Raw genomic sequence first — 18837 nt, 5'->3', positions numbered from 1 at the left:
TGCTTTATTCAACTATTTCAATCATAAATGGCACAGAAACAATGAAATAATAAAAACCATCAAAAACATGATACAAAAAGCAGCCTAAATAAATGAAAAAAAGGATATACCAATTTCCACACTAATATTGACATTACCCATTATAAGTTTGGCACTTCCGGCGACTGATTTACCCGAAATATCTTTCTCGGCACTAAGGTTGATCTGATTTACACCACCCTTTGCTCAGCCCTCAGGGGATTCCTGCAATCTGGATTCCATGTCTCTTCTAACCCGGAGGTACTTGCCGGTAGCCGAGGCAACTATCTCACCGCTTTCCAGCTTAGCCTCCCCGCGGGTCAGATACAGACGCCCCCGTTGGTGCTCGAGATACCCCGTTAAAAGAAGTTTCTGTCCTATCACAACGGCCTTGTGATATCGGACGGTCAATTCCACGGTCATAGCAGGAATATCTCTGGCCATGAGGGCCTTAATCATCACCTCATCGAGCAAGGCGGCCGTGATACCCCCATGATAGAAATCATGATACCCCTCAAAATGCCTTTGGGCGACACATTCGGTAACCGCCTTGTTATCCCGAAAATAGAATTTGGCCTTGAGACCGAAATCATTCTTATCACCGCAGACAAAGCAACCGGAATATTTGGCAATCTCTTTCATAAAGGGAAATAAATGTCTTTTGGAAGATGTGTCAAGAAAACAATAAAGCCCGCCGGGGGCGGGCTTTATCAAACATCGATAGTTTATCAGGAGCTGGGCGGCGTGCATACCGTCTTGGTATAGCTCCAGACAGTGCCAGCGCTGACGACCCTAACCGCGGCGACACCATCGTTGAATGTGACAGTGACCTGCCAGGCTTTCACATGCAGATCAGGGCCGGCACCGACATTAAGGATATACGACTGATTGATATCCATGTTCACCGATCCGCCGGTTGGGCAGCCACTAGACCACCCGTAATCGGGCGATTTCTGAACGGTGACATCATTCACCCGGACATCCATATCGTGGAAGGCTCTGAGGGTAGTATCATTCGACAAATAAATCCACTCCGCAAGGAGATTCTTGGTGCCATTGATCGTAGCGACATTGCCGTCAAGACCGCTGAATTCCAGATCAATGCCGCCGCCCAGATTGGCATGCGTGATAGTGGTATCACGATTGGCAAAATTCCAGTGGCGGATATAGTGCATATAATCCAGCCCGGCGGGGTTCTGGATCGGCTCGGAGTTATTCATAAACTGCACCGAATCCATGAAGCGGTCGGTGAAACGGAAATTGGACCGGGAAACATAGACAATATGCCAGCCATTCAGATAAGCATAGGCCACCGTGTCCTCGGGATTCATCGGGCCGTACTGGTTACGGATTTTCCCCGTATCACTCGGAAGCTTGGAGATATTGCCCAAACCGGCCGAAAAATACTCCATGGATGAATCCAGATAGTCATTAACCTGATCCTGAACCATGATAAAATCGGGATCAGTCAATGAGCCATAATTAATAGGGCTGATCGGACTCTTCTCATCGGAACATCCGGCCGCCCAAAACATAATGGCCGCCAAAACCACCAGGCCCAATCCCGGAAGAACTGTTCTAAAGCGCATTTCGCTTCTCCTTTCGTGGCGTTCTTTGACCGGGACCGGCCCGCAAACTCAATGTTGGAGCAGGAAAGTCATGATCGCTTTCTGGATATGCAGCCTGTTTTCCGCCTCGTCGAACACGACCGAGTGCGGCCCATCCATGACCTCATCGGTGATCTCGCGTCCCCGTTCGGCGGGCAGGCAGTGCATGACCAGACAGTCGGGACTGGCTCCGGCCAACAATGCCGTGTTAATCTGATATTTAGCTAATAGTTCTGCCTTCTCTTTCTGTTTGTCTTTTTGGCCCATAGAGGCCCAGACATCAGTATAGATAACATCGGCATCCCGAACCGCTTCTTTAGGATCGCTGGTGACCAGTATTCGGCTCTTTTTATTGGTTAAGGCTCTCTCCAGTATATTCTTATCGGGCGGAGTTTCCACTGCGGTGCCTATTCGAAGGTCGAGCGGAATCCGGTAGGCCAGGTTCAGCCAGCTATTGGCAACATTGTTCCCATCACCGAGATAGGCGACTTTATAAACATCCTTCTTCATATGTTCCAGAATGGTAAAATAATCGCCGAGAATCTGGCAGGGATGAACAAGGTCGGTCAGCCCGTTGACCACTGGTACCGAGGCATATTTAGCCAATTCGGTGACATCGGAATGGGCGGAAGTGCGAATCATGATCAGGCCGACATAGCGGGAGAGAACCCGGGCAGCATCGGCAATCGATTCGCGGCGACCGAGCTGGATTTCGGGGTCGGTGACATAGATAGGGTGTCCGCCCAACTGGTTGATACCGACCTCAAAAGAGATTCGGGTGCGGAGGGATGGTTTGGTGAAAATGCAGGCGACCGATTTCCCGGCCAGCGGTTTCGGGGCGATTTTGCCCTTTTTCATCTCAGCACATAAATCGAATACTTCCTGGACTTCTGCGGTGGAAAGATCGACTATTTCGGTTAATGAGCGCGGCATATATACTCCTTTCTTAATTTCAAAAAATTTAGAGAAATAATATCGCCGACCCCCATATGTCAAGGGGATTGGATTGACATATCACATTTGAAACATATATCATTGGCAAATCGTATCGCTTTTGAAATGGAGGAACCATGATATATCGAAATCGAATTTTCTGGGGATTTTTAATTCTGATCATAGGAACCTTACTGCTTCTGGCCAATCTGGAAATCATTGACTATTCGGCGAAACGGATGATCTCTCATGTCTGGCCGGCAGCGCTGATTATTCTGGGGCTCTATATCCTGACGCTCTATTTCCGCGGACATGGGCATTGGGGGGATATTGTTATCAATGTTTCCAGTGACGGGATTTCACGCATGGGAAGCAAGTTTGACCGGACTTTCGGCGATACCCGGATTGAGGCCAAAGATATGGAAATAGATGGCCTCACCAGTTTCATGGTTTTCGGCGACACCAAAATCGACCTGACCGGAGGAAGGCTGAAACCGGGAGTGAATAGGGTAACCCTGTCATCGGTGTTCGGCGATATTAAGGTGCTGGTGCCACCGGGAGTAGAGGCGGCCGCCTCGGCCAGTAACACGTTTGGCGACATTGACGTTCTGGGCAAATCGGCAGAGGGGATTGGCAATAACCTGCGAAGCCAGACCGCCGGCTACGAAAATGCCTCGATAAAGATAGATATTGAGGTGCGCACGACTTTTGGGGACATAAGGGTGACTCGGGAGCAATAAAAGAGTGATTGTCAAAACCCCACTTGGTCGCCTGCGGCGACCGCGGGGGAATTTTGACCTACAAGACTTGCGGAAGGCGTTGGGCGGCATGCACTAATGCCGAGAAGCGGCAATTCCAAATGGGTTTGTTTCTTCGATTTTTAAAATGTACGCGGCGCTGATCCGGCAGCGTGATTGTCAAAACCCCACTTGGTCGCCTGTGGCGATCGCGGGGGAATTTTGACCTACAAAACTGAAGCCTGCCGGGTACGTAGCGGGCGTTTTCGTTTGTGGAACAAGAGGTTAGGCGGAAATGGGTGGGTGGGGCGGGGGGAGTTCGTTTCTTCATTTTTGTTTTCCGTTGTAGTGATCTTGTAGTGAAATTGCGTGTTGCAGTACATCCCCAGATTCCGACAAAAGTCGGAACCCGGGAATGCCACCCGACGATTCCGGCATTGAGGCCAATGAGTTCGGACCATGATGTGCGAAGCAGGGCGGAATGGAGTATGGTCTAATGCATTGTCCCTTAACAATATAACAATTTTTGAGAAAGTGGGGAAAGGGAGCAAAGCCAACGTAAAACGACCTAAACGCATATGCCACAGCGAGATGTGAATTTTGGCTTCGTTTTATGAAATTTTTGGGTGGTTTCATACGGGGTAGGAAAATGGTGTTAAAACCATGACAGAAAACAGATTGGGAGGGAGGAAACAAGGTCGCTGATTTGGGTTTGTTTTTCGAAATGGGGGCGTACGGAGGCATGATTACCGGGTCAGATGGTGGCCATTGGGCAATGAGCTTTTTTGTGTGCTTGGACATAAGAATAATCACTCTTTCTATAAGAGGGTGGGAGGCCCAAATCACCATCGGTTTGATAGTGATTTTGCAAAGTGGGAATGAAGGAGTAAACAAGGAGCAGCGGGCGCCTGGCTTACGAAACTTAAACAAGTCGTTGTACTGTCCCCCAGCAAGCTGGGGGTTACCCGTTTACCAGGAGTGCTCGGCACGGCGGGATCCTGGCGTACTAAGGTGATGGCGCAGGAAAATTGTCGGGTTTCTCAATTCCTCAGTCGAGGAATTTCGGAACCCGACCTACCGCTATGCACGGGCATATGCCGGGTCACATTCCCCCCGACTTCGTCGAGGGAAACAAGACCCGGCATAACCTTGACTTCTCCCTTGCCTTGCGGGGGGAAATTGATTAGACTTAGCGATGTTTTATCGGAGGATGAGAATGAAAATGCGCAACTACACCGCGGTTCTGCTGCTGTTGACGGCCCTGCTGGCTCTGACAACCTCGGCTCTCGCTGTCGAGGGGATGTGGCCACTGAACACGGTCAGCCAACTGCCGTTCGACACCCTGAAAGCGATGGGGCTCAAGCTTTCACCGGAACAAATATATAACCCGTCAGGCGTATCGCTGATCGATGCGATCGCCAATGTCGGCGGCTCTTCGGGCCCGTTTGTCTCGCCCGACGGGCTGGTTTTCACCAATCACCATGTCGCCTTTGAGGCCATACAGCTTCAGAGTACACTGGAACATAATTACCTGGAGAAAGGGTTCTATGCCAAAACCAGAGCCGAGGAGCTTCCGGCTATCGGATATAATATTTCCGTCACTCTGGGATACGGGGATGTAACATCGAAAGTCCTTTCTTCTGTTAACGCAAAAATGACGCCACTGGCGCGTCACCAGGCAATCGAGAAAGCGACCAAGAAAATTATCGAGCAGGCCGAAAAAGGACGCGATGTCCGTTGCCAGATTGCGGCGTTCTACGGCGGCAAGCAGTATATCATGACCACTTATTTCAGAATGCGTGATATACGGCTGGTTTTTGCGCCACCGCGTTCTATCGGCGATTACGGCGGCGAGACCGACAACTGGATGTGGCCGCGTCACGCCGGCGATTTTACGGTGCTTCGGGCCTATGTTGCTCCCGACGGCAAATCGGCCGATTACAGCACGGCGAATATCCCCTACAAACCGAAGAATTTCCTTAAGATCTCGTTGGCCGGAGTGAAAGAGAACGATTTTACGATGGTAATGGGATTTCCCGGCAACACCAGCCGCTACGAATGTTCTTACGGCATCGAGAAGATGGTTAATTATGATTATCCGCTCGATATCATGACGCGCCTGGATGTTATCCATATCCTCGAAGCGGCGGCCGCGAAAGACTCCGCCGATGCCATCAAGCTGTCCTCGACTCTCAAGGGAATTTATAATTTTCTCAAGAAGAATCAGGGGATGATGGATGGGTTCGAAAAGTCGGCCCTTCTCCCCTGGAAAATCGCCCAGGAAGATTCGCTGAAGAAATTCATCAATTCCAATCCGATTCTACAAAAGAAATACAACGGTGCTTTCTCGGCCATGGACAGTCTTTATCAGGATCATCGGACCTGGCGCGATAAGGAATTCTGGCTGAGCCAGATGCGGTGGCGCTGTGATTTTCTTTATTTTGCGTCCACGATTTATAAATGGAGCATCGAAAAAGAGAAAAAGGACCTCGACCGCGAGCCGGGGTATCAGGACCGGGACACAATCGACACCAAGCAATGGCTGCGTGACGGTCAGACCAATCTGGTGCCGTCCGCCGACAAGGAAGTGCTATTCTATTTTCTGAAGAAAGCTCATGAGCTTCCCGCAGGGCAAAAAATCGCGGCAGTGGAGCAGCTCTTTGAAGGGAAAAGCGGCGATGTCGACAAAATCGCGCGGGACTTTGTAGACTATTTATACGCGAATACCAAATTGGGTACAATCGAAGATCGGCTCGGGATGTTCGGGATGAAACGGGCGGAACTTGAAGGGATGAATGATGCCTTCATGAATTTTGCCAAGGCATTGCAGGTTGACCGGGATGAGCTTCGCAACCGCAACCGAGCTTTTGACGGTGCCTTGAGCAAGCTCGAACCGCAACTGATCTCGGCGTACGAAGCATGGAAAGACGGCCGTCTTTATCCCGACGCGAACGGCACGATGCGTTTCAATTATGGGACGGTCATGGGATACCAGCCGAGGGATGCCGTTTATTACAAATATGTCACCGACCTCAAAGGTGTGATTGAGAAGGATACCGGCGAGGAGCCGTTCGATGCCCCGGCCGAATTGGAAATGGCGCAGGCCTCACAGGATTTCGGTCCCTATGTGAATAGAGAAACCGGCGATGTGCCGGTGGATTTCCTTTCGGATAATGATATTACCAACGGCAATTCGGGAAGCGCCGTAATGAACGGCAAGGGGGAATTGGTGGGCCTGGCGTTTGACGGCAACTACGAGAGTATGACCTCGGATTATAGATTCGACCCGATTATCACCCGCACCATCGCGGTCGATATCCGTTATGTTCTGTACCTGATCGATAAAGTGTACCATGCGGATGGATTATTGAAAGAGCTGACCATTCAGTAGGTTCTAATCTTTCCAAAAATAAAGCCGTCCGGTAGTTACCGGACGGCTCTTGTATTAGTCTGCGAATCCGGCTACTTAAGCAGGATCATCTTCTTGATCATTGTCTTCTCACCGGCTGTGAGGCGATAGAAATAAATTCCGGTGGCCGCAGCATGCCCGGATTGATCGGTGCCATCCCAGACAACAGAATGGACACCGGCGGCAAATTCGCCATTAACCAGGGTCTTGATTTCCTGACCCAGAATATTATAGACTTTCAGGTCCACCTGCGAACGAACCGGCAGGGCGAAGGTTATACTGGTGGCCGGGTTGAATGGATTCGGGCTGTTTTGAGACAGGTCGATGGCCGAGGGCAGAACAGCGGTGCGATCTCCACTCAAATCTGTCGTGGCATATTCAAAATCATGGTCAAACAGGCAATCGTCATTACTCAGAACGGAATTTATCGGACTTGGGGCGGAATATCCCGGAATAAAAGGCGGATTGATGGACCAACTACCATCACAAACATAAATGTCATAAGCACCTGTGACAGGGTCAACGGCACCGGAGGTATGATATCCATCGGGCCAGTCAGCGGTTTGTGCGCTGACCATCAGGCCACTGTCGAGCGGCAGAGGGACTCCGGTCAGGTGTCCGCCGAAATGACAATGAGCATAATTCAACAGAAGACCGAGGCCGCCGACGGTATCAGCGGTGACATGAATGGTCTTCATGACCGGAAGGCTTAGATAACGAGGGGCATAAACGGCAATATCATATGTCCCGCTTTCAACATAAGCGGTAAAGATGCCGTTGTTGTCGGGGGTCGCATTATAGCTTTTCCCGGGCGTCCAGAAATTGACAAAGACTTGATTCCAGTCAGGAATGGGATCGGTTGGAGCCACCTGTATGGTATCCTGTACCTTGATTCCAGTAACAAGATTAATGGTGACGGTATCGCCGGGAGCAACATTGTATATATATCCGCCTTCGATAATATACCCTTCGGGGATCGGATATTGATCACTCCAGAATGCCAACTGAATTCCATAACCATCCGGATCCAGCGAGGAGACGCGAAGGGCAATCAGGTTGTTCGAGCCAATCCCGGATACTCCCTCGGTGAAGCAATGCAATAAAGCTGATTGGGACTGAATAAGATAGGGATGAACCGGCTCGGCGCCCATTTCGGTGACGCGAACATATATGACCGTATCGGTCAAATAGCAGGTGAAGTCGAGTTGAATTTCGTGGTCGATCGAATTATTGATGGTAAAATTCTGCGAAGCCATATAGTCGGGAATCAATCCTTCCGTTCCGACTCCGATTTCCCATTCGCCCAATTCGGCGTCGCCGAAATAAATGGCATACCGGCCGCTGTTGATACTCGTTTCTTTCTCGCCCGGACCGCTGAAACGAGGCCTCGCCCAGACATATCCATTTTCGATTGAATTTCCTTCGTTATCCTCGACAAATCCATAGACGGAATCATAAGGCAGCATATAATCGAAATCAACATTATCAATTTGACCGTTGGCGGTCAGATTTCGAGGAGCCGGAGTAACTATCCCGGGGAGATTCTCGGGGGAAATGCGGAAAGGAAAACCGGTACCGGCACTGCCGATATTAATCTCGAAATAGCCGTTGTCGTCGGTCAATCCGGTCCACATCTGCATACCCGCACCCTGGCTTTCCGCAGCTATCCAGATATTTTTCAAAAAAGCATCGGGGGCGGGATAACCCGGAACGGTAACGTGGCCGGTAAACATATTCGGCGGCGATAAGAGGGCATTCATGGCGAACCAATCCTCGGCCCCGACGCCATCGCTTGTGTCCGTACCACTCATCATATAATATCCAGGAGCAAAGCCCAGGATCAGCGGCGAGACAACTATCATGCCATCCGGATTCGGATCGCTGTCGCCCGGCCCGTTATTGCCGGAGATGTCGCCGTCAACGGTGGTGAAATTATAAAGCAGCTTGTCGCTTCCAATATCGATGCTATTGTTGGAATCGATATCCAAATATATTTCCCATTGGATTGCGGAGCCAATTGCACAGTCGGCACTCCAGCCGATAGCATCACCCTGAAAAGCGCTGGTTGCAGAAGTGTCGCCATTAACGGAGATAACGACATAGTCGGTGGCGGCAATTCCCGGCTGGATGGCAAAGATTGCCGTGATTAGCAGGCCGAATATTCCAGACCATTTACGGTGATTCATACTTACCCCATGTGAATGTTTAGGTGTTGGTTGGTTGGTTTTTCGAGAGCGGATTTTTGCCCTCAGTCGAATCCATGTTTCAATACTTCCTCCTATTTTCATCAAGGGCATCATGCCATTTTACGATTATACCCTTTGGACATCCATATCGGCAGATAAAGCCAATTGATAACCAAATTACAGGTTGGAGATAGGCTACTCCATTAAAGCCCCGCTGAAGGCAAAATGCAAAAGCCGCCGGATTACTTCCGGCGTATTCCCTATTAAATGTCGTGCAATGCGGGACGGATTATCATAGTATATACCGGCTCAGGTCTTCATCAACAATTATATCTTTGAGTCGTTTCTCCACCAATTCCCGAGTAATCCTGAACGCTTTCTTGCCGTCGGGCGAATCAAACATGATATCTTCGAGAAGCGTGCTCATAATAGTATGCAGGCGACGGGCGCCGATATTTTCGGTATTGGTGTTAACTATCTCAGCAATCTCGGCGATGCGGCGGAGAGCATCATCGGTGAAAGTCAGTTTCACTCCCTCAGACGACATCAACGCCGTGTACTGTTTGACCAGCGCATTTTTCGGCTCGGAGAGAATTCTTACGAAATCAGCTGCCGTCAATGATTCCAATTCCACCCTTATCGGGAACCGTCCCTGAAGTTCCGGAATCAAGTCCGACGGCTTGGAGGAATGGAACGCCCCGGCGGCAATGAACAGAACATGCTCGGTGGTCACCATGCCGTACTTGGTCATCACGACCGACCCCTCGACGATGGGGAGAATATCTCGCTGCACTCCCTCGCGGGAAACATCGGGACCGACTTTGGTTTTCTCGCCAACGACCTTGTCGATTTCATCGACAAAGATAATACCCGACTCCTGTACCCGTTCCAGCGCATCGGCGATAACATCATCCAAATTGACCAGCTTGGAAAGCTCTTCCGAGTGAAGGAATTTCCGCGCTTCGGCAATGGTCAATTTGCGCCGCTTCGTTTTTTTGGGCATCAATCCGGAAAACATCTCCTGAAAATTGATCCCCAGCTCTTCCATTCCCATCGGGGAGAAAATTTCCACGACCGGAAATCGATCCTGAGGCGCTTCGATCTCAATGGAACGATCCTCCAATTTTCCAGCCAGAAGTTTATCGCGCAGTTTTTCGCGCGTACCTGTATCGGGTTTGGGTTCCTCCGGTATCTCCTGTCCCGGGGTGCGCTGCCTGGGCGGTTCGGGAAGGAGCAGGTCAAGCAGTCTCTCATTAACATTCTCGGCCGCTTTCTCGAGAACCAGCTCGGATTTCTCCTGCTTGACCATATTGACGGCCAGATCGACCAGATCGCGCACCATTGACTCGACATCACGCCCAACATACCCGACCTCGGTGAATTTGGAGGCTTCGACTTTGAGGAACGGCGCCCCGGCCATCTCCGCCAGCCGACGAGCGATTTCGGTTTTGCCGACACCGGTAGGACCGATCATCAGGATATTATTGGGGAGAATTTCCCTGCGGATATCATCAGGCGCCGCTTTTCTCCGCCAGCGGTTGCGCAGGGCGATGGCCACCGAGCGTTTGGCCTTATCCTGCCCGATAATATATTTATCCAAATGCTCGACGATTTCCTTGGGGGTTCGATAATCTCTATTAATCATTTAATACTTTCCACGGTTATGTGGTCATTGGTATAGACACAGATTTCCGAGGCGATTTCCAGAGCCTTGCGGGCAATCTCCTCGGCGGTCATCTGGGATTTGGTGGCAATAATGGCCCGTGCGGCGGCCAGGGCATATGCTCCTCCCGAGCCGATGGCAAGGATACCGTCATCGGGCTCCACCACTTCACCGGTGCCGGCAATCAGGAGCGAATGCTTTGTATCGGCGACCGCCAGCAGCGCCTCCAGCTTCTGAAGGTACTTGTCAGTGCGCCAATCTTTGGCCAGCTCCACTGCGGCGCGGGGAAGATTGCCGGAAAACTCTTCAATCTTGGTTTCGAATCGCTCAAAGAGGGCCAGCGCATCGGCGGCGGCGCCGGCAAAGCCGGCCAGAATCCTGTCGTTATACAGACGCCGAATCTTCACCGCTTTTGCTTTCATTATGGTATCTCCAAAAGTGATCTGGCCGTCACCGGCCATCGCCACGGTCCCTTTGTACCTCAAGCCTAAAATTGTCGTCCCTTCTATTCTCATATGCATTCTCTTTCTTATGCCCGCGGATGGGCTTTGTTATAAACCGCCTTCAACTGCTCGGTGGTCACATGGGTGTATTTCTGCGTCGTGGCCAGTGAGCTGTGACCGAGCATTTCTTTTATTGCCAGGATATCGGCGCCATTTTCGAGAAGATGGGTGGCAAAGCTGTGGCGAAGCATGTGGGGGGTCACCCGTTTCCCCAGACGGGCACAATATTTCTTGACGATCCGATCAACCGATCGGACGGTCAACGGTTCCCCTATGTAATTAAGGAAAATGTATCCGCCATGGTCGGGTCGGGAAGCAACAAACTCCTCTCTTCTCTCGAGATATCTTTTCAATTCGTTATCGAAAGCATCGCCATAAGGCACCATTCTGTGTTTATTCCCTTTGCCGAGGACGTCCATAGTGCGCGCCTGAAAATCAATATCGGAAAGTCTTAGAGCGGCCATTTCCGCCCGGCGAATTCCGGAAAGATAAAAAAGCGAAACCATCATATAATCGCGCCAACCCAGATAATTGTCTTTAATAAGAAACTCCGAAAGCTCCTCGGCCTCTTTCTGGGAAAGGAAATCGGGGATTTTCTCGGTATATTTCAATTTGCTCAATTTGCAGAGATAGGGGCGGATTTTTTTGTCGAGCGCCAGAAACCGCTGAAATCCCGCCAGAGCAGAAATGAATCCGGCCAGGGTTCTGACCGAAACCATCTCCTCCCGGCGCCGTGCCAGGAATTTCCGCAGTAAGATGGTATTGACTTTGGGATCGGGGGCTGTCTTATCATATTCACTTTCCAGAAACTCCAGCCACGGTTTCAGATTATTGCGATAGGTGGCCACCGAACCGGGCGCGAGCCTTCTTCGCTCCGATAAAAATTTCAGATAGTCGGCAAATGCTTTCTTAAGCATGGTATAATGATACCCCAAAGCGGGGGTAAGGTCAACTAAAACTGGAATGGACTATCAGGAGGATACGGCGGCGGGTGTATCGGTTTCCTGTTTTTCGCTGCTGACTTTATGCTTACAGGCGGGGCAATAAAGATAGGCGCCGCTTTTCTGCGTGAATTTTTCGACCAGGTAGCTGCGACTACAGGCGGGACAGGGCTGGTTGACCGGTTTATCCCAGCTGACAAAATCGCACTTGGGATAATTGGAGCAGCCGTAAAAAACTCTCTTGTTTCGCGATTGTTTCTGGACAACATCACCGCCGCATCCATCTTTGGGGCATTTGACTCCGGTCGGAAGAGGCAGTGTGGTCTTGCAGGCGGGGTAGGCTGAGCAGGCCAGAAATCGTCCGAAACGGCCGCTCTTGACAACCATCGGCGAGCCGCATTTAGTGCATTTCAGATCGGTCGCAGGGGATTCCGGCTGAGGTTCCAGGGGACGGGTGGTTTTGCATTCCGGGTAGGCGGAGCAGGCGAGAAAGCGACCGTTTCTTCCCCACTTGATAACCATCGGGGAGCCGCAGTTTTCGCATTTTTCGCTGGTCGCCTCGGTAATTGAAGCCTTTATCTCTTTTTCCTTTTTGGAAAGTTTCCCCAAAACGGCGTTGAAGGGGAGATAAAAATCCTTGATTACCTTTGTCCAGATTTCTTTTCCCGTCTCGATTTGGTCCAGTTCGGTTTCCATTTTGGCGGTAAATTTAATATCAAACAATGTCGGAAAACTCATGACCAGTATTTTGCTGACCGTTTTTCCCAGTTCGGTGGGAAATAGTTTTCTCTCTTTCGACTCGACATATTTCCGATCCATGAGCGTGGAAATGATGGCGGCGTAGGTCGAGGGACGTCCGATGCCATCGGCTTCCAGGGTCTTGACCAGCATCGCTTCGGTAAAACGACCGGGCGGTTTGGTGAAATGCTGGGAGGGTTTTATTTCGACCGGATGCAGAGTGTCGCCGGCTTTTAAGTCCGGAATCAAATCGACCAGACCGTTTTCGCCGTTCTGTTCATTTTCCTTGGCTTCCTGATAGACCTTGAGAAAACCATCGAATTTCAAACTCTGGGCATGGGCATGGAAAAGATACCGGCCGGAGGAAATATCGACATCGGTGGCATCATAGACAGCCGACGTCATCTGGCTGGCGACCAACCGGTTCCAGATGAGAGTATATAGTCGTAGTTGGTCTTTAGTCAGATATTTTTTGATTTTCTCCGGCGGATGATCAAGATAAGTAGGGCGGATTGCCTCGTGCGCATCCTGACTCCCCTTGCGGGCGGAATATTTGAAAGCTGTCTTGGGGAGGTATGGGTTTCCAAAATTATTTTTGATATATTCTCTGACCGCGCTTATGGCGCTTTCGGCCACCCGGATCGAATCGGTACGCATGTAGGTGATCAAACCGGTCGGGCCTTCCTCGCCAAGGTCAACACCTTCATAAAGTTGCTGAGCAACCATCATGGTTTTCTTGGGCGAAAAATAAAGCGCCCGGGCGGCTTCTTGTTGAAGTGTACTGGTAATAAATGGCGGCGATGATTTTCGTATCTTCTGAGAATTTTTGACCGACTCAACTTTAAATATTGCCTGCTTCAGTTCCTCGGAAACCGCATTGGCTTCCGCCCCCGTTTTAATTTCCGCCTTGGCGTCATCAATTCTGGTCAGTTTGCAGAGAAGCCGGGCATCGGACTTGTCGGCCAGAAGGGCTTCGATTTCCCAATATTCTTCGATGACAAAGGCTTCAATTTCGGCTTCCCGTTCACAGATAATTCGAAGCGCCACCGATTGTACCCGCCCGGCGGATAATCCCCGAGCCACAGTCTTCCAGAGAAAGGGCGAAATTTTGTATCCCACCAGACGATCCAGAACGCGCCGCGCCTGCTGGGCATCGACCAGATTCATATCAATCTCGCGGGTATCTTCCATGGCGGCCAGGACCGCCTGTTTGGTAATCTCGTTGAAAGTGACGCGGACAATATTCTTGACCCCTTTCAACTGGCTAGCCACGTGCCAGGCAATCGCTTCACCCTCGCGGTCAGGATCGGGCGCCAGATAGACTTTTTCGGATTTCCTGGCGGATTCCTGCAGCTTCTTGATTACTTTTTCTTTTCCCTTGATGATGACATAGTCAACTTTGAAATCATCGTCGGTGTCAACGCCGAGTTTGGATTTGGGGAGATCCCTGATATGGCCGATAGTCGGCAGAATTTCGAAATTTCGCCCGAGGAATTTTTTAAGAGTGCGGGACTTAGCCGGCGACTCTACGATTAACAGATTCTTGGCCATATCAGTTGCTTGCTTTCTATTCTTATTCGGTGATGCGGCGTCTGAACTTGACTTTTCCGGCCACCAGATCCTGCAGCGCCAGGCTGGTTACCTTGCGGCCGTCAATGGTGACATTTTCCTCGGCCATCCGCTCCAACTGAGCCAGACGGAGAGAGTTTATCTGGCGCGCCCGCTGGGCGGCCAGAAGCACTGCTTCATAACGATTTTTGGTCACTTTATCCAATTCACTAAAAGCCGTCTTAACCATGACTCCTCCTATAAGTTCAAGTTCTTAACCGACAATGCGCTTTATTTGTTCCTGATTTAAATTATCGAGGCGACAATGCAAGGATCTGACAATCATTTCCACCTCGTTGACTGCTGTATCCATATCTTCATTAATGATAACGTATTCGAATTTTTTGTACAGCTTCATTTCGCTTAAGGCTCTTCTGCGACGGATTCTTAAATGCTTATCGTCTTCAGTCCCCCGCTGCTTTAATCGCCTGACCAGTTCTTTCCGGCCGGGGGGAAGGATGAAGATCATCGCCGCCGTGGGGTATTTTTCCTTAAGCTTAAATGCCCCTTTGACATCGACATCGAGCAGAATCACGCCGCCCCGCGCCAAGGTGTCATCCAGAGGCTTTCTGGGCGTTCCATAATAAAACCGATGCACCTGGCAGGATTCGGCAAATTCTTTTCGATTTTTTAAAGCCACAAATGCCGGATAAGTCACGAACTGGTATTCGCGGCCGTTCTTTTCGTTGGCCCGTTTTGGCCTGGTGGTCACCGAAATCGAGAATTTCCAGCCATTTTTCTTATTGCGAGCCAGAAGTTTCCGGCAAATAGAACTCTTGCCGCCTCCGGAGGGGGAGGAAATGATTACAATTTTGCCCTTTTTCTTCATTTTTTAAGGAGCCTGGAAAGCGCTCTTATCCTACTCTATGTTTTGAACCTGTTCGCGAATTTTCTCGATTTCCTCTTTAAGCTCCATCGCCATCCGGGCGATGCCGGCGCCGGCCACCTTAGAGCCGATCGTATTGGCCTCGCGATTCAGTTCCTGGAGGATGAAATTGAGCCTCTTCCCTACCGGGCCATTGCTTTTTACATCGGCCACAAACTGTTTAAGGTGGCTCTTGAAACGCACACACTCCTCGGTGATATCGGCCCGTTCGGCAAGATAGGCTACCTCTTCCTCTAAACGCGCGCCCTCAATGATTCTGTTGTCCAGAACTTCTTTTATTCTCTGTGCCAGCTTCTCGCGATAAGCGGCAAGATTTTCCGGGGACGATTTTTCAATTCTGTCTATGGTTCCGGTGAGAAGTTTCAGCCGCAGCAGGATATCTTTGCGGAGATTGGCACCCTCCCGCTCGCGCATGGTAATGAGTTCATCGAGAGCCCGATTGATAGCTTTGCTCATCAGAGGCCAGATTTTCTTTTCCAGGTCATTGATCTTTTCGACCTTAAAAATATCCTGGAAAGACATAAAATGGCCGATTTCAATTTCACCGGCCAGCTTGTATTTTTTCTTCAGTTGAGCCAGCTGGCGATAGATTTCATCGGCCAGATTGGCGCTCACGCTCAGCCGGTCGATACCGAAACCGTAATCCTCATAGTTTAATGTCAGGTTCACTTTCCCCCGGTTCAGACGGGTGGCAACCAGTTCTTTGACCTTCGGCTCAAAGAACATCAGTTGTTTGGGAAGACGGAAATAATACTCAAGGAAGCGATTGTTGACGGAGGCAACTTCAACAGAAATCGCCAGCTTGCTCGTTCTATAATCGGCCTTACCATATCCGGTCATTGAGTTCATAAACAAAAATCTCGGCTAAAGAAAATCAGCCTGTTAAAATACGTCGAAAAAGTAATTTGTCAACCTTTTAACCAACTGATTGTTCATTTTGGGCAAGGATATTGCCACGCAGGCCCCATTAATATGGTGGTTCTGGTCACAACCAGATTGGAACTGCATGCGGAACGAGAGCCAAAAATGGAGACTTCAACTTCGTTGTTCCCATTAATTGGGTCAGCCACCTGGCAATAGTTGAAAATGGCGATAGTGATACTGGCTCAGAAAGCCATCCCGAGACTGCGGAAAGTTGCCGGGATTCCTGCCACCGCATCGAGTTGATATCTCGGGGTGGAACTCATAATTGCCAATACTCCTGGATACCAAAAACTGCTATGTCGGAGTCACCGGAACAAATCCGCGATCCAAACATGGATCCAGACAGCGCCCTGCCTGATTTGTCTCGGGCTTCCCCCAACCTATTGTCCAAAAAAAGGTTGACATCAGCGGGGCAAAGTATAATCTTGGGGCGGAAAACAGTCAAACAATTTCTTTTAAACAGGTGCGGGTTAGAAGCGTCATAATGATGGCCATTAGTTTTACCGGGTCCATATGAATAAAGAATTAAGGGATCTGGTACATGATTTTACCAAGGGTGACCACGAGGCTTTCACCGAACTGGTCAGGAGGTATAAGAAGAAGGTTTATTCGCTGGCTTTCCGGATGCTGGAGAATCATCTGGATGCGGATGAGGTGACTCAGGAGACTTTCGTGAGAATATATGAGAAACGGAATCAGCTGAGATCGGCTGACTTTTTCTCCAGTTTTATCCTGAGAATCGCCACCAACTATGCCATCGATTTAATCCGGAAGCGGCAAAAAAGATTTGTTTCGGTAGAGGACGACGAGGAGATGGTGCCATCGGTTCAGGTGCAACTGGCCGACAAAATCGTCGCCCCCGACCGGGCTTTGGAAAATGAGGAGCTGTCGGAAGTCATAAATCGGGCGATAAGCCTTTTGCCGCCGAGGCAAAAAATAACGGTTATCCTGCATGATGTGGAAGGGTATACCATGGAGGAAGTAGCCGTGGCTTTGGATTGCCCGGAGGCGACGGTCCGATCGAATTTGCACATTGCCAGACTCAAATTGCGAAAATGGCTGGCAAAGAAGCTTAGATGAAATGAGGAAAGAAGATGAACTGCCGTCAGGTAGAATTTTATTCCCTTGATTACATTTCGGGAGAATTGGCCGAGGCTGATCGGATTCAGTTGGAGGAGCATCTGAGCGTTTGCTCATCCTGCCGGGATTTGATCGATACGGAAAAGAAGCTTTCGGAGAAACTGCGAGGGTTGGCCATTCCGGATCCCGGGGATATCTACTGGGAAACTCTGGAAAATAATATTCTTTACAGAGTAGTCGATGAGGCGGAGGCGGAAACCATTTCAATTGTATATGCCCCGCGCCGGCAGCTTGATATTCTTTACAGTTATTTGATACCGCTGGCGGCGGTGCTTTTAATTCTGGCTGTCTCTTTTTCACTCACCGGCAGGGAAACGACTCCGCAAATATCGGCCGTTGCCGGCGAAAATCGGGAACCATACAATCCCCGCCTGATCGGAAATTACACCACGACAGTCGAAATAGCCGGCGCCGAGCAGAATCTGGATGTGGACCTGTTGGGTTCGCTGATTCTTTCGGCACCCGGCGCGGCCTCTCACAATCTGGCTTTGATGGTCCAGTTGAATAACCTGGGCTGGGGAAATAAATGAAAGGCATTTCCACCAGAATTGCTTTTGCCGTTTTGATATCGGGCCTGCTGTTGGCTGGATGTGGATCAGGCGTGAAGGAGGCGAAAATTGCTTTCAAGTTTGAACCCGGCCAAAAGCAACAGTACAACAATGAGGTCAAGATCTCCGCTCAAATATATGACAATGCCGGAAAGCTGACCAATATCAGTAATCTTTCATATCGATCAAAGTTATATGAGGAAGTAATTTCGACGGCCGACAGTTCACGGGCGCGGATCAGGCTGACCGATATTGTCAATAGTCCCAATCCTTCGGGGTCGGCTTTCGCCGCGGATAGTATCACTCATAAATGGTCTATCGAGTGCCTTATGGGCACCAATGGAAAAGTATTGGACATTTACCCCGGCGATTCGATAAGCCCCGATCTCCTGAATTTTTATAAAAACTACTACGAGCAGGCTCTCCCCGTATTCCCGGAGCAGCCGGTTAAAGAGGGTGACAGCTGGCGTCAGACAATTCACCTGCTGGTGAGAAAGGAAGGGGTTAAGAAGGCGGAGACGGAGTATAAGGTTCGCTCCTTTGTCCGAGAGGGCGGATATGACTGCGCCGTAATCGAATATAAGGGGAATATGATACTTCCCTTTCAGGGCGTGGAGAAGGACGGCAGTCTGGTGGTCAAATTGGAGAGGGTGAACACAAAAGGGGTAATCTACTTCGCTTATCGTGAGGGGCTGATAATCCGACAGCAGGAGACTTATAATTCGCAGAACGAGGGCTCCAGAACAAGCGGCGGAGAGGTCAAGTCATTCAAAGTCATCAGTGAACGAATCAGCACGACCAGTCTGGTCAATCCCGGGAACTGAGTCCGGCGAATCGGATTGCATCTAAGGTAATTTTGGTAATGTCAATATTAGTGTGGAAATTGGTATATCCTTTTTTTCATTTATTTAGGCTGCTTTTTGTATCATGTTTTTGATGGTTTTTATTATTTCATTGTTTCTGTGCCATTTATGATTGAAATAGTTGAATAAAGCA

Annotated in this window: 16 protein-coding genes; 5 read left to right on the top strand and 11 right to left on the bottom strand. The window is 49.9% G+C overall.

The window, feature by feature from the left end; genetic code table 11:
- Positions 1–225: 225 nt before the first annotated feature.
- From NT002_07090 to argF, 3 genes are all read right to left on the bottom strand, one after another.
- Positions 226–660, bottom strand: a complete 435-nt coding sequence (locus NT002_07090; GenBank protein ID MCX6829034.1) for a PaaI family thioesterase — start codon at positions 658–660, stop codon at positions 226–228.
- An 86-nt stretch (positions 661–746) separates the two neighbouring features.
- Complete coding sequence (locus NT002_07085) at positions 747–1607, bottom strand: hypothetical protein (protein MCX6829033.1); 861 nt, start codon at positions 1605–1607, stop codon at positions 747–749.
- A gap of 48 nt (positions 1608–1655) precedes the next feature.
- Entirely contained in the window at positions 1656–2558 is a 903-nt protein-coding gene (gene argF, locus NT002_07080) for an ornithine carbamoyltransferase (GenBank protein MCX6829032.1), read from the bottom strand.
- Positions 2559–2695: 137 nt separating this feature from the next.
- Here argF and liaF point away from each other — a divergent pair, with 137 nt between their 5' ends.
- Positions 2696–3298 (top strand): cell wall-active antibiotics response protein LiaF, encoded by a 603-nt coding sequence (gene liaF / locus NT002_07075; GenBank protein ID MCX6829031.1) that lies wholly within the window; start codon positions 2696–2698, stop codon positions 3296–3298.
- A gap of 1213 nt (positions 3299–4511) precedes the next feature.
- Entirely contained in the window at positions 4512–6686 is a 2175-nt protein-coding gene (locus NT002_07070) for a S46 family peptidase (protein MCX6829030.1), read from the top strand.
- A gap of 71 nt (positions 6687–6757) precedes the next feature.
- On the opposite strand, the gene NT002_07065 is transcribed toward NT002_07070, so the two are convergent.
- The 8 genes from NT002_07065 to NT002_07030 all read right to left on the bottom strand — a co-directional run bounded on the left by NT002_07065 (position 6758) and on the right by NT002_07030 (position 16078).
- Positions 6758–8890 carry a T9SS type A sorting domain-containing protein gene (locus NT002_07065; protein MCX6829029.1) on the bottom strand — a complete coding sequence of 711 codons (2133 nt, stop codon included), beginning with the start codon at positions 8888–8890 and terminating at the stop codon, positions 6758–6760.
- Between the two features lie 292 nt (positions 8891–9182).
- A complete protein-coding gene (gene hslU / locus NT002_07060) occupies positions 9183–10535 on the bottom strand; it encodes an ATP-dependent protease ATPase subunit HslU (protein MCX6829028.1) in 1353 nt (450 codons plus the stop codon).
- A complete protein-coding gene (hslV, locus tag NT002_07055; GenBank protein MCX6829027.1) occupies positions 10532–11068 on the bottom strand; it encodes an ATP-dependent protease subunit HslV in 537 nt (178 codons plus the stop codon). The genes hslU and hslV overlap by 4 nt, the downstream gene beginning before the upstream one ends.
- A 14-nt stretch (positions 11069–11082) precedes the next feature.
- A complete protein-coding gene (locus NT002_07050; GenBank protein ID MCX6829026.1) occupies positions 11083–11973 on the bottom strand; it encodes a tyrosine-type recombinase/integrase in 891 nt (296 codons plus the stop codon).
- Positions 11974–12027: 54 nt separating this feature from the next.
- Positions 12028–14286 carry a type I DNA topoisomerase gene (gene topA / locus NT002_07045; protein ID MCX6829025.1) on the bottom strand — a complete coding sequence of 753 codons (2259 nt, stop codon included), beginning with the start codon at positions 14284–14286 and terminating at the stop codon, positions 12028–12030.
- A 22-nt stretch (positions 14287–14308) separates the two neighbouring features.
- A complete protein-coding gene (gene rpoZ, locus NT002_07040; GenBank protein MCX6829024.1) occupies positions 14309–14533 on the bottom strand; it encodes a DNA-directed RNA polymerase subunit omega in 225 nt (74 codons plus the stop codon).
- Between the two features lie 24 nt (positions 14534–14557).
- Entirely contained in the window at positions 14558–15172 is a 615-nt protein-coding gene (gene gmk, locus NT002_07035; GenBank protein ID MCX6829023.1) for a guanylate kinase, read from the bottom strand.
- Positions 15173–15202: 30 nt separating this feature from the next.
- Positions 15203–16078, bottom strand: coding sequence for a YicC family protein (locus NT002_07030; GenBank protein ID MCX6829022.1), 876 nt, complete (start codon positions 16076–16078; stop codon positions 15203–15205).
- Between the two features lie 588 nt (positions 16079–16666).
- Between NT002_07030 and NT002_07025 the strand changes: the two genes are divergently transcribed.
- The 3 genes from NT002_07025 to NT002_07015 are packed head-to-tail and all read left to right on the top strand — an operon-like array spanning position 16667 to position 18665.
- Positions 16667–17233, top strand: coding sequence for an RNA polymerase sigma factor (locus NT002_07025; protein ID MCX6829021.1), 567 nt, complete (start codon positions 16667–16669; stop codon positions 17231–17233).
- 14 nt (positions 17234–17247) lie between these two features.
- Complete coding sequence (locus NT002_07020; protein MCX6829020.1) at positions 17248–17823, top strand: zf-HC2 domain-containing protein; 576 nt, start codon at positions 17248–17250, stop codon at positions 17821–17823.
- Positions 17820–18665: a hypothetical protein gene (locus NT002_07015; protein ID MCX6829019.1), complete on the top strand. Its 846-nt coding sequence runs from the start codon at positions 17820–17822 to the stop codon at positions 18663–18665. The genes NT002_07020 and NT002_07015 overlap by 4 nt, the downstream gene beginning before the upstream one ends.
- Positions 18666–18837 lie beyond the last annotated feature (172 nt).

This window comes from Candidatus Zixiibacteriota bacterium, from assembly GCA_026397505.1.
GTDB lineage: Bacteria > Zixibacteria > MSB-5A5 > GN15 > PGXB01 > JAPLUR01.
Note: the sequence above shows the minus strand (reverse complement) of the source record. Positions and strands in the feature narration are given on the sequence as shown.

Excerpts from the sequence above, each read along its gene's own strand:
- NT002_07070 (MCX6829030.1), top strand. The coding sequence starts at position 4,512 with ATGAAAATGCGCAACTACACCGCGGTTCTGCTGCTGTTGACGGCCCTG.
- hslV (MCX6829027.1), bottom strand. The coding sequence starts at position 11,068 with ATGAGAATAGAAGGGACGACAATTTTAGGCTTGAGGTACAAAGGGACC.
- NT002_07065 (MCX6829029.1), bottom strand. The coding sequence starts at position 8,890 with ATGAATCACCGTAAATGGTCTGGAATATTCGGCCTGCTAATCACGGCA.
- topA (MCX6829025.1), bottom strand. The coding sequence starts at position 14,286 with ATGGCCAAGAATCTGTTAATCGTAGAGTCGCCGGCTAAGTCCCGCACT.
- gmk (MCX6829023.1), bottom strand. The coding sequence starts at position 15,172 with ATGAAGAAAAAGGGCAAAATTGTAATCATTTCCTCCCCCTCCGGAGGC.
- NT002_07030 (MCX6829022.1), bottom strand. The coding sequence starts at position 16,078 with ATGAACTCAATGACCGGATATGGTAAGGCCGATTATAGAACGAGCAAG.
- NT002_07020 (MCX6829020.1), top strand. The coding sequence starts at position 17,248 with ATGAACTGCCGTCAGGTAGAATTTTATTCCCTTGATTACATTTCGGGA.
- liaF (MCX6829031.1), top strand. The coding sequence starts at position 2,696 with ATGATATATCGAAATCGAATTTTCTGGGGATTTTTAATTCTGATCATA.
- rpoZ (MCX6829024.1), bottom strand. The coding sequence starts at position 14,533 with ATGGTTAAGACGGCTTTTAGTGAATTGGATAAAGTGACCAAAAATCGT.
- NT002_07015 (MCX6829019.1), top strand. The coding sequence starts at position 17,820 with ATGAAAGGCATTTCCACCAGAATTGCTTTTGCCGTTTTGATATCGGGC.
- argF (MCX6829032.1), bottom strand. The coding sequence starts at position 2,558 with ATGCCGCGCTCATTAACCGAAATAGTCGATCTTTCCACCGCAGAAGTC.
- NT002_07085 (MCX6829033.1), bottom strand. The coding sequence starts at position 1,607 with ATGCGCTTTAGAACAGTTCTTCCGGGATTGGGCCTGGTGGTTTTGGCG.
- NT002_07090 (MCX6829034.1), bottom strand. The coding sequence starts at position 660 with ATGAAAGAGATTGCCAAATATTCCGGTTGCTTTGTCTGCGGTGATAAG.
- hslU (MCX6829028.1), bottom strand. The coding sequence starts at position 10,535 with ATGATTAATAGAGATTATCGAACCCCCAAGGAAATCGTCGAGCATTTG.
- NT002_07025 (MCX6829021.1), top strand. The coding sequence starts at position 16,667 with ATGAATAAAGAATTAAGGGATCTGGTACATGATTTTACCAAGGGTGAC.
- NT002_07050 (MCX6829026.1), bottom strand. The coding sequence starts at position 11,973 with ATGCTTAAGAAAGCATTTGCCGACTATCTGAAATTTTTATCGGAGCGA.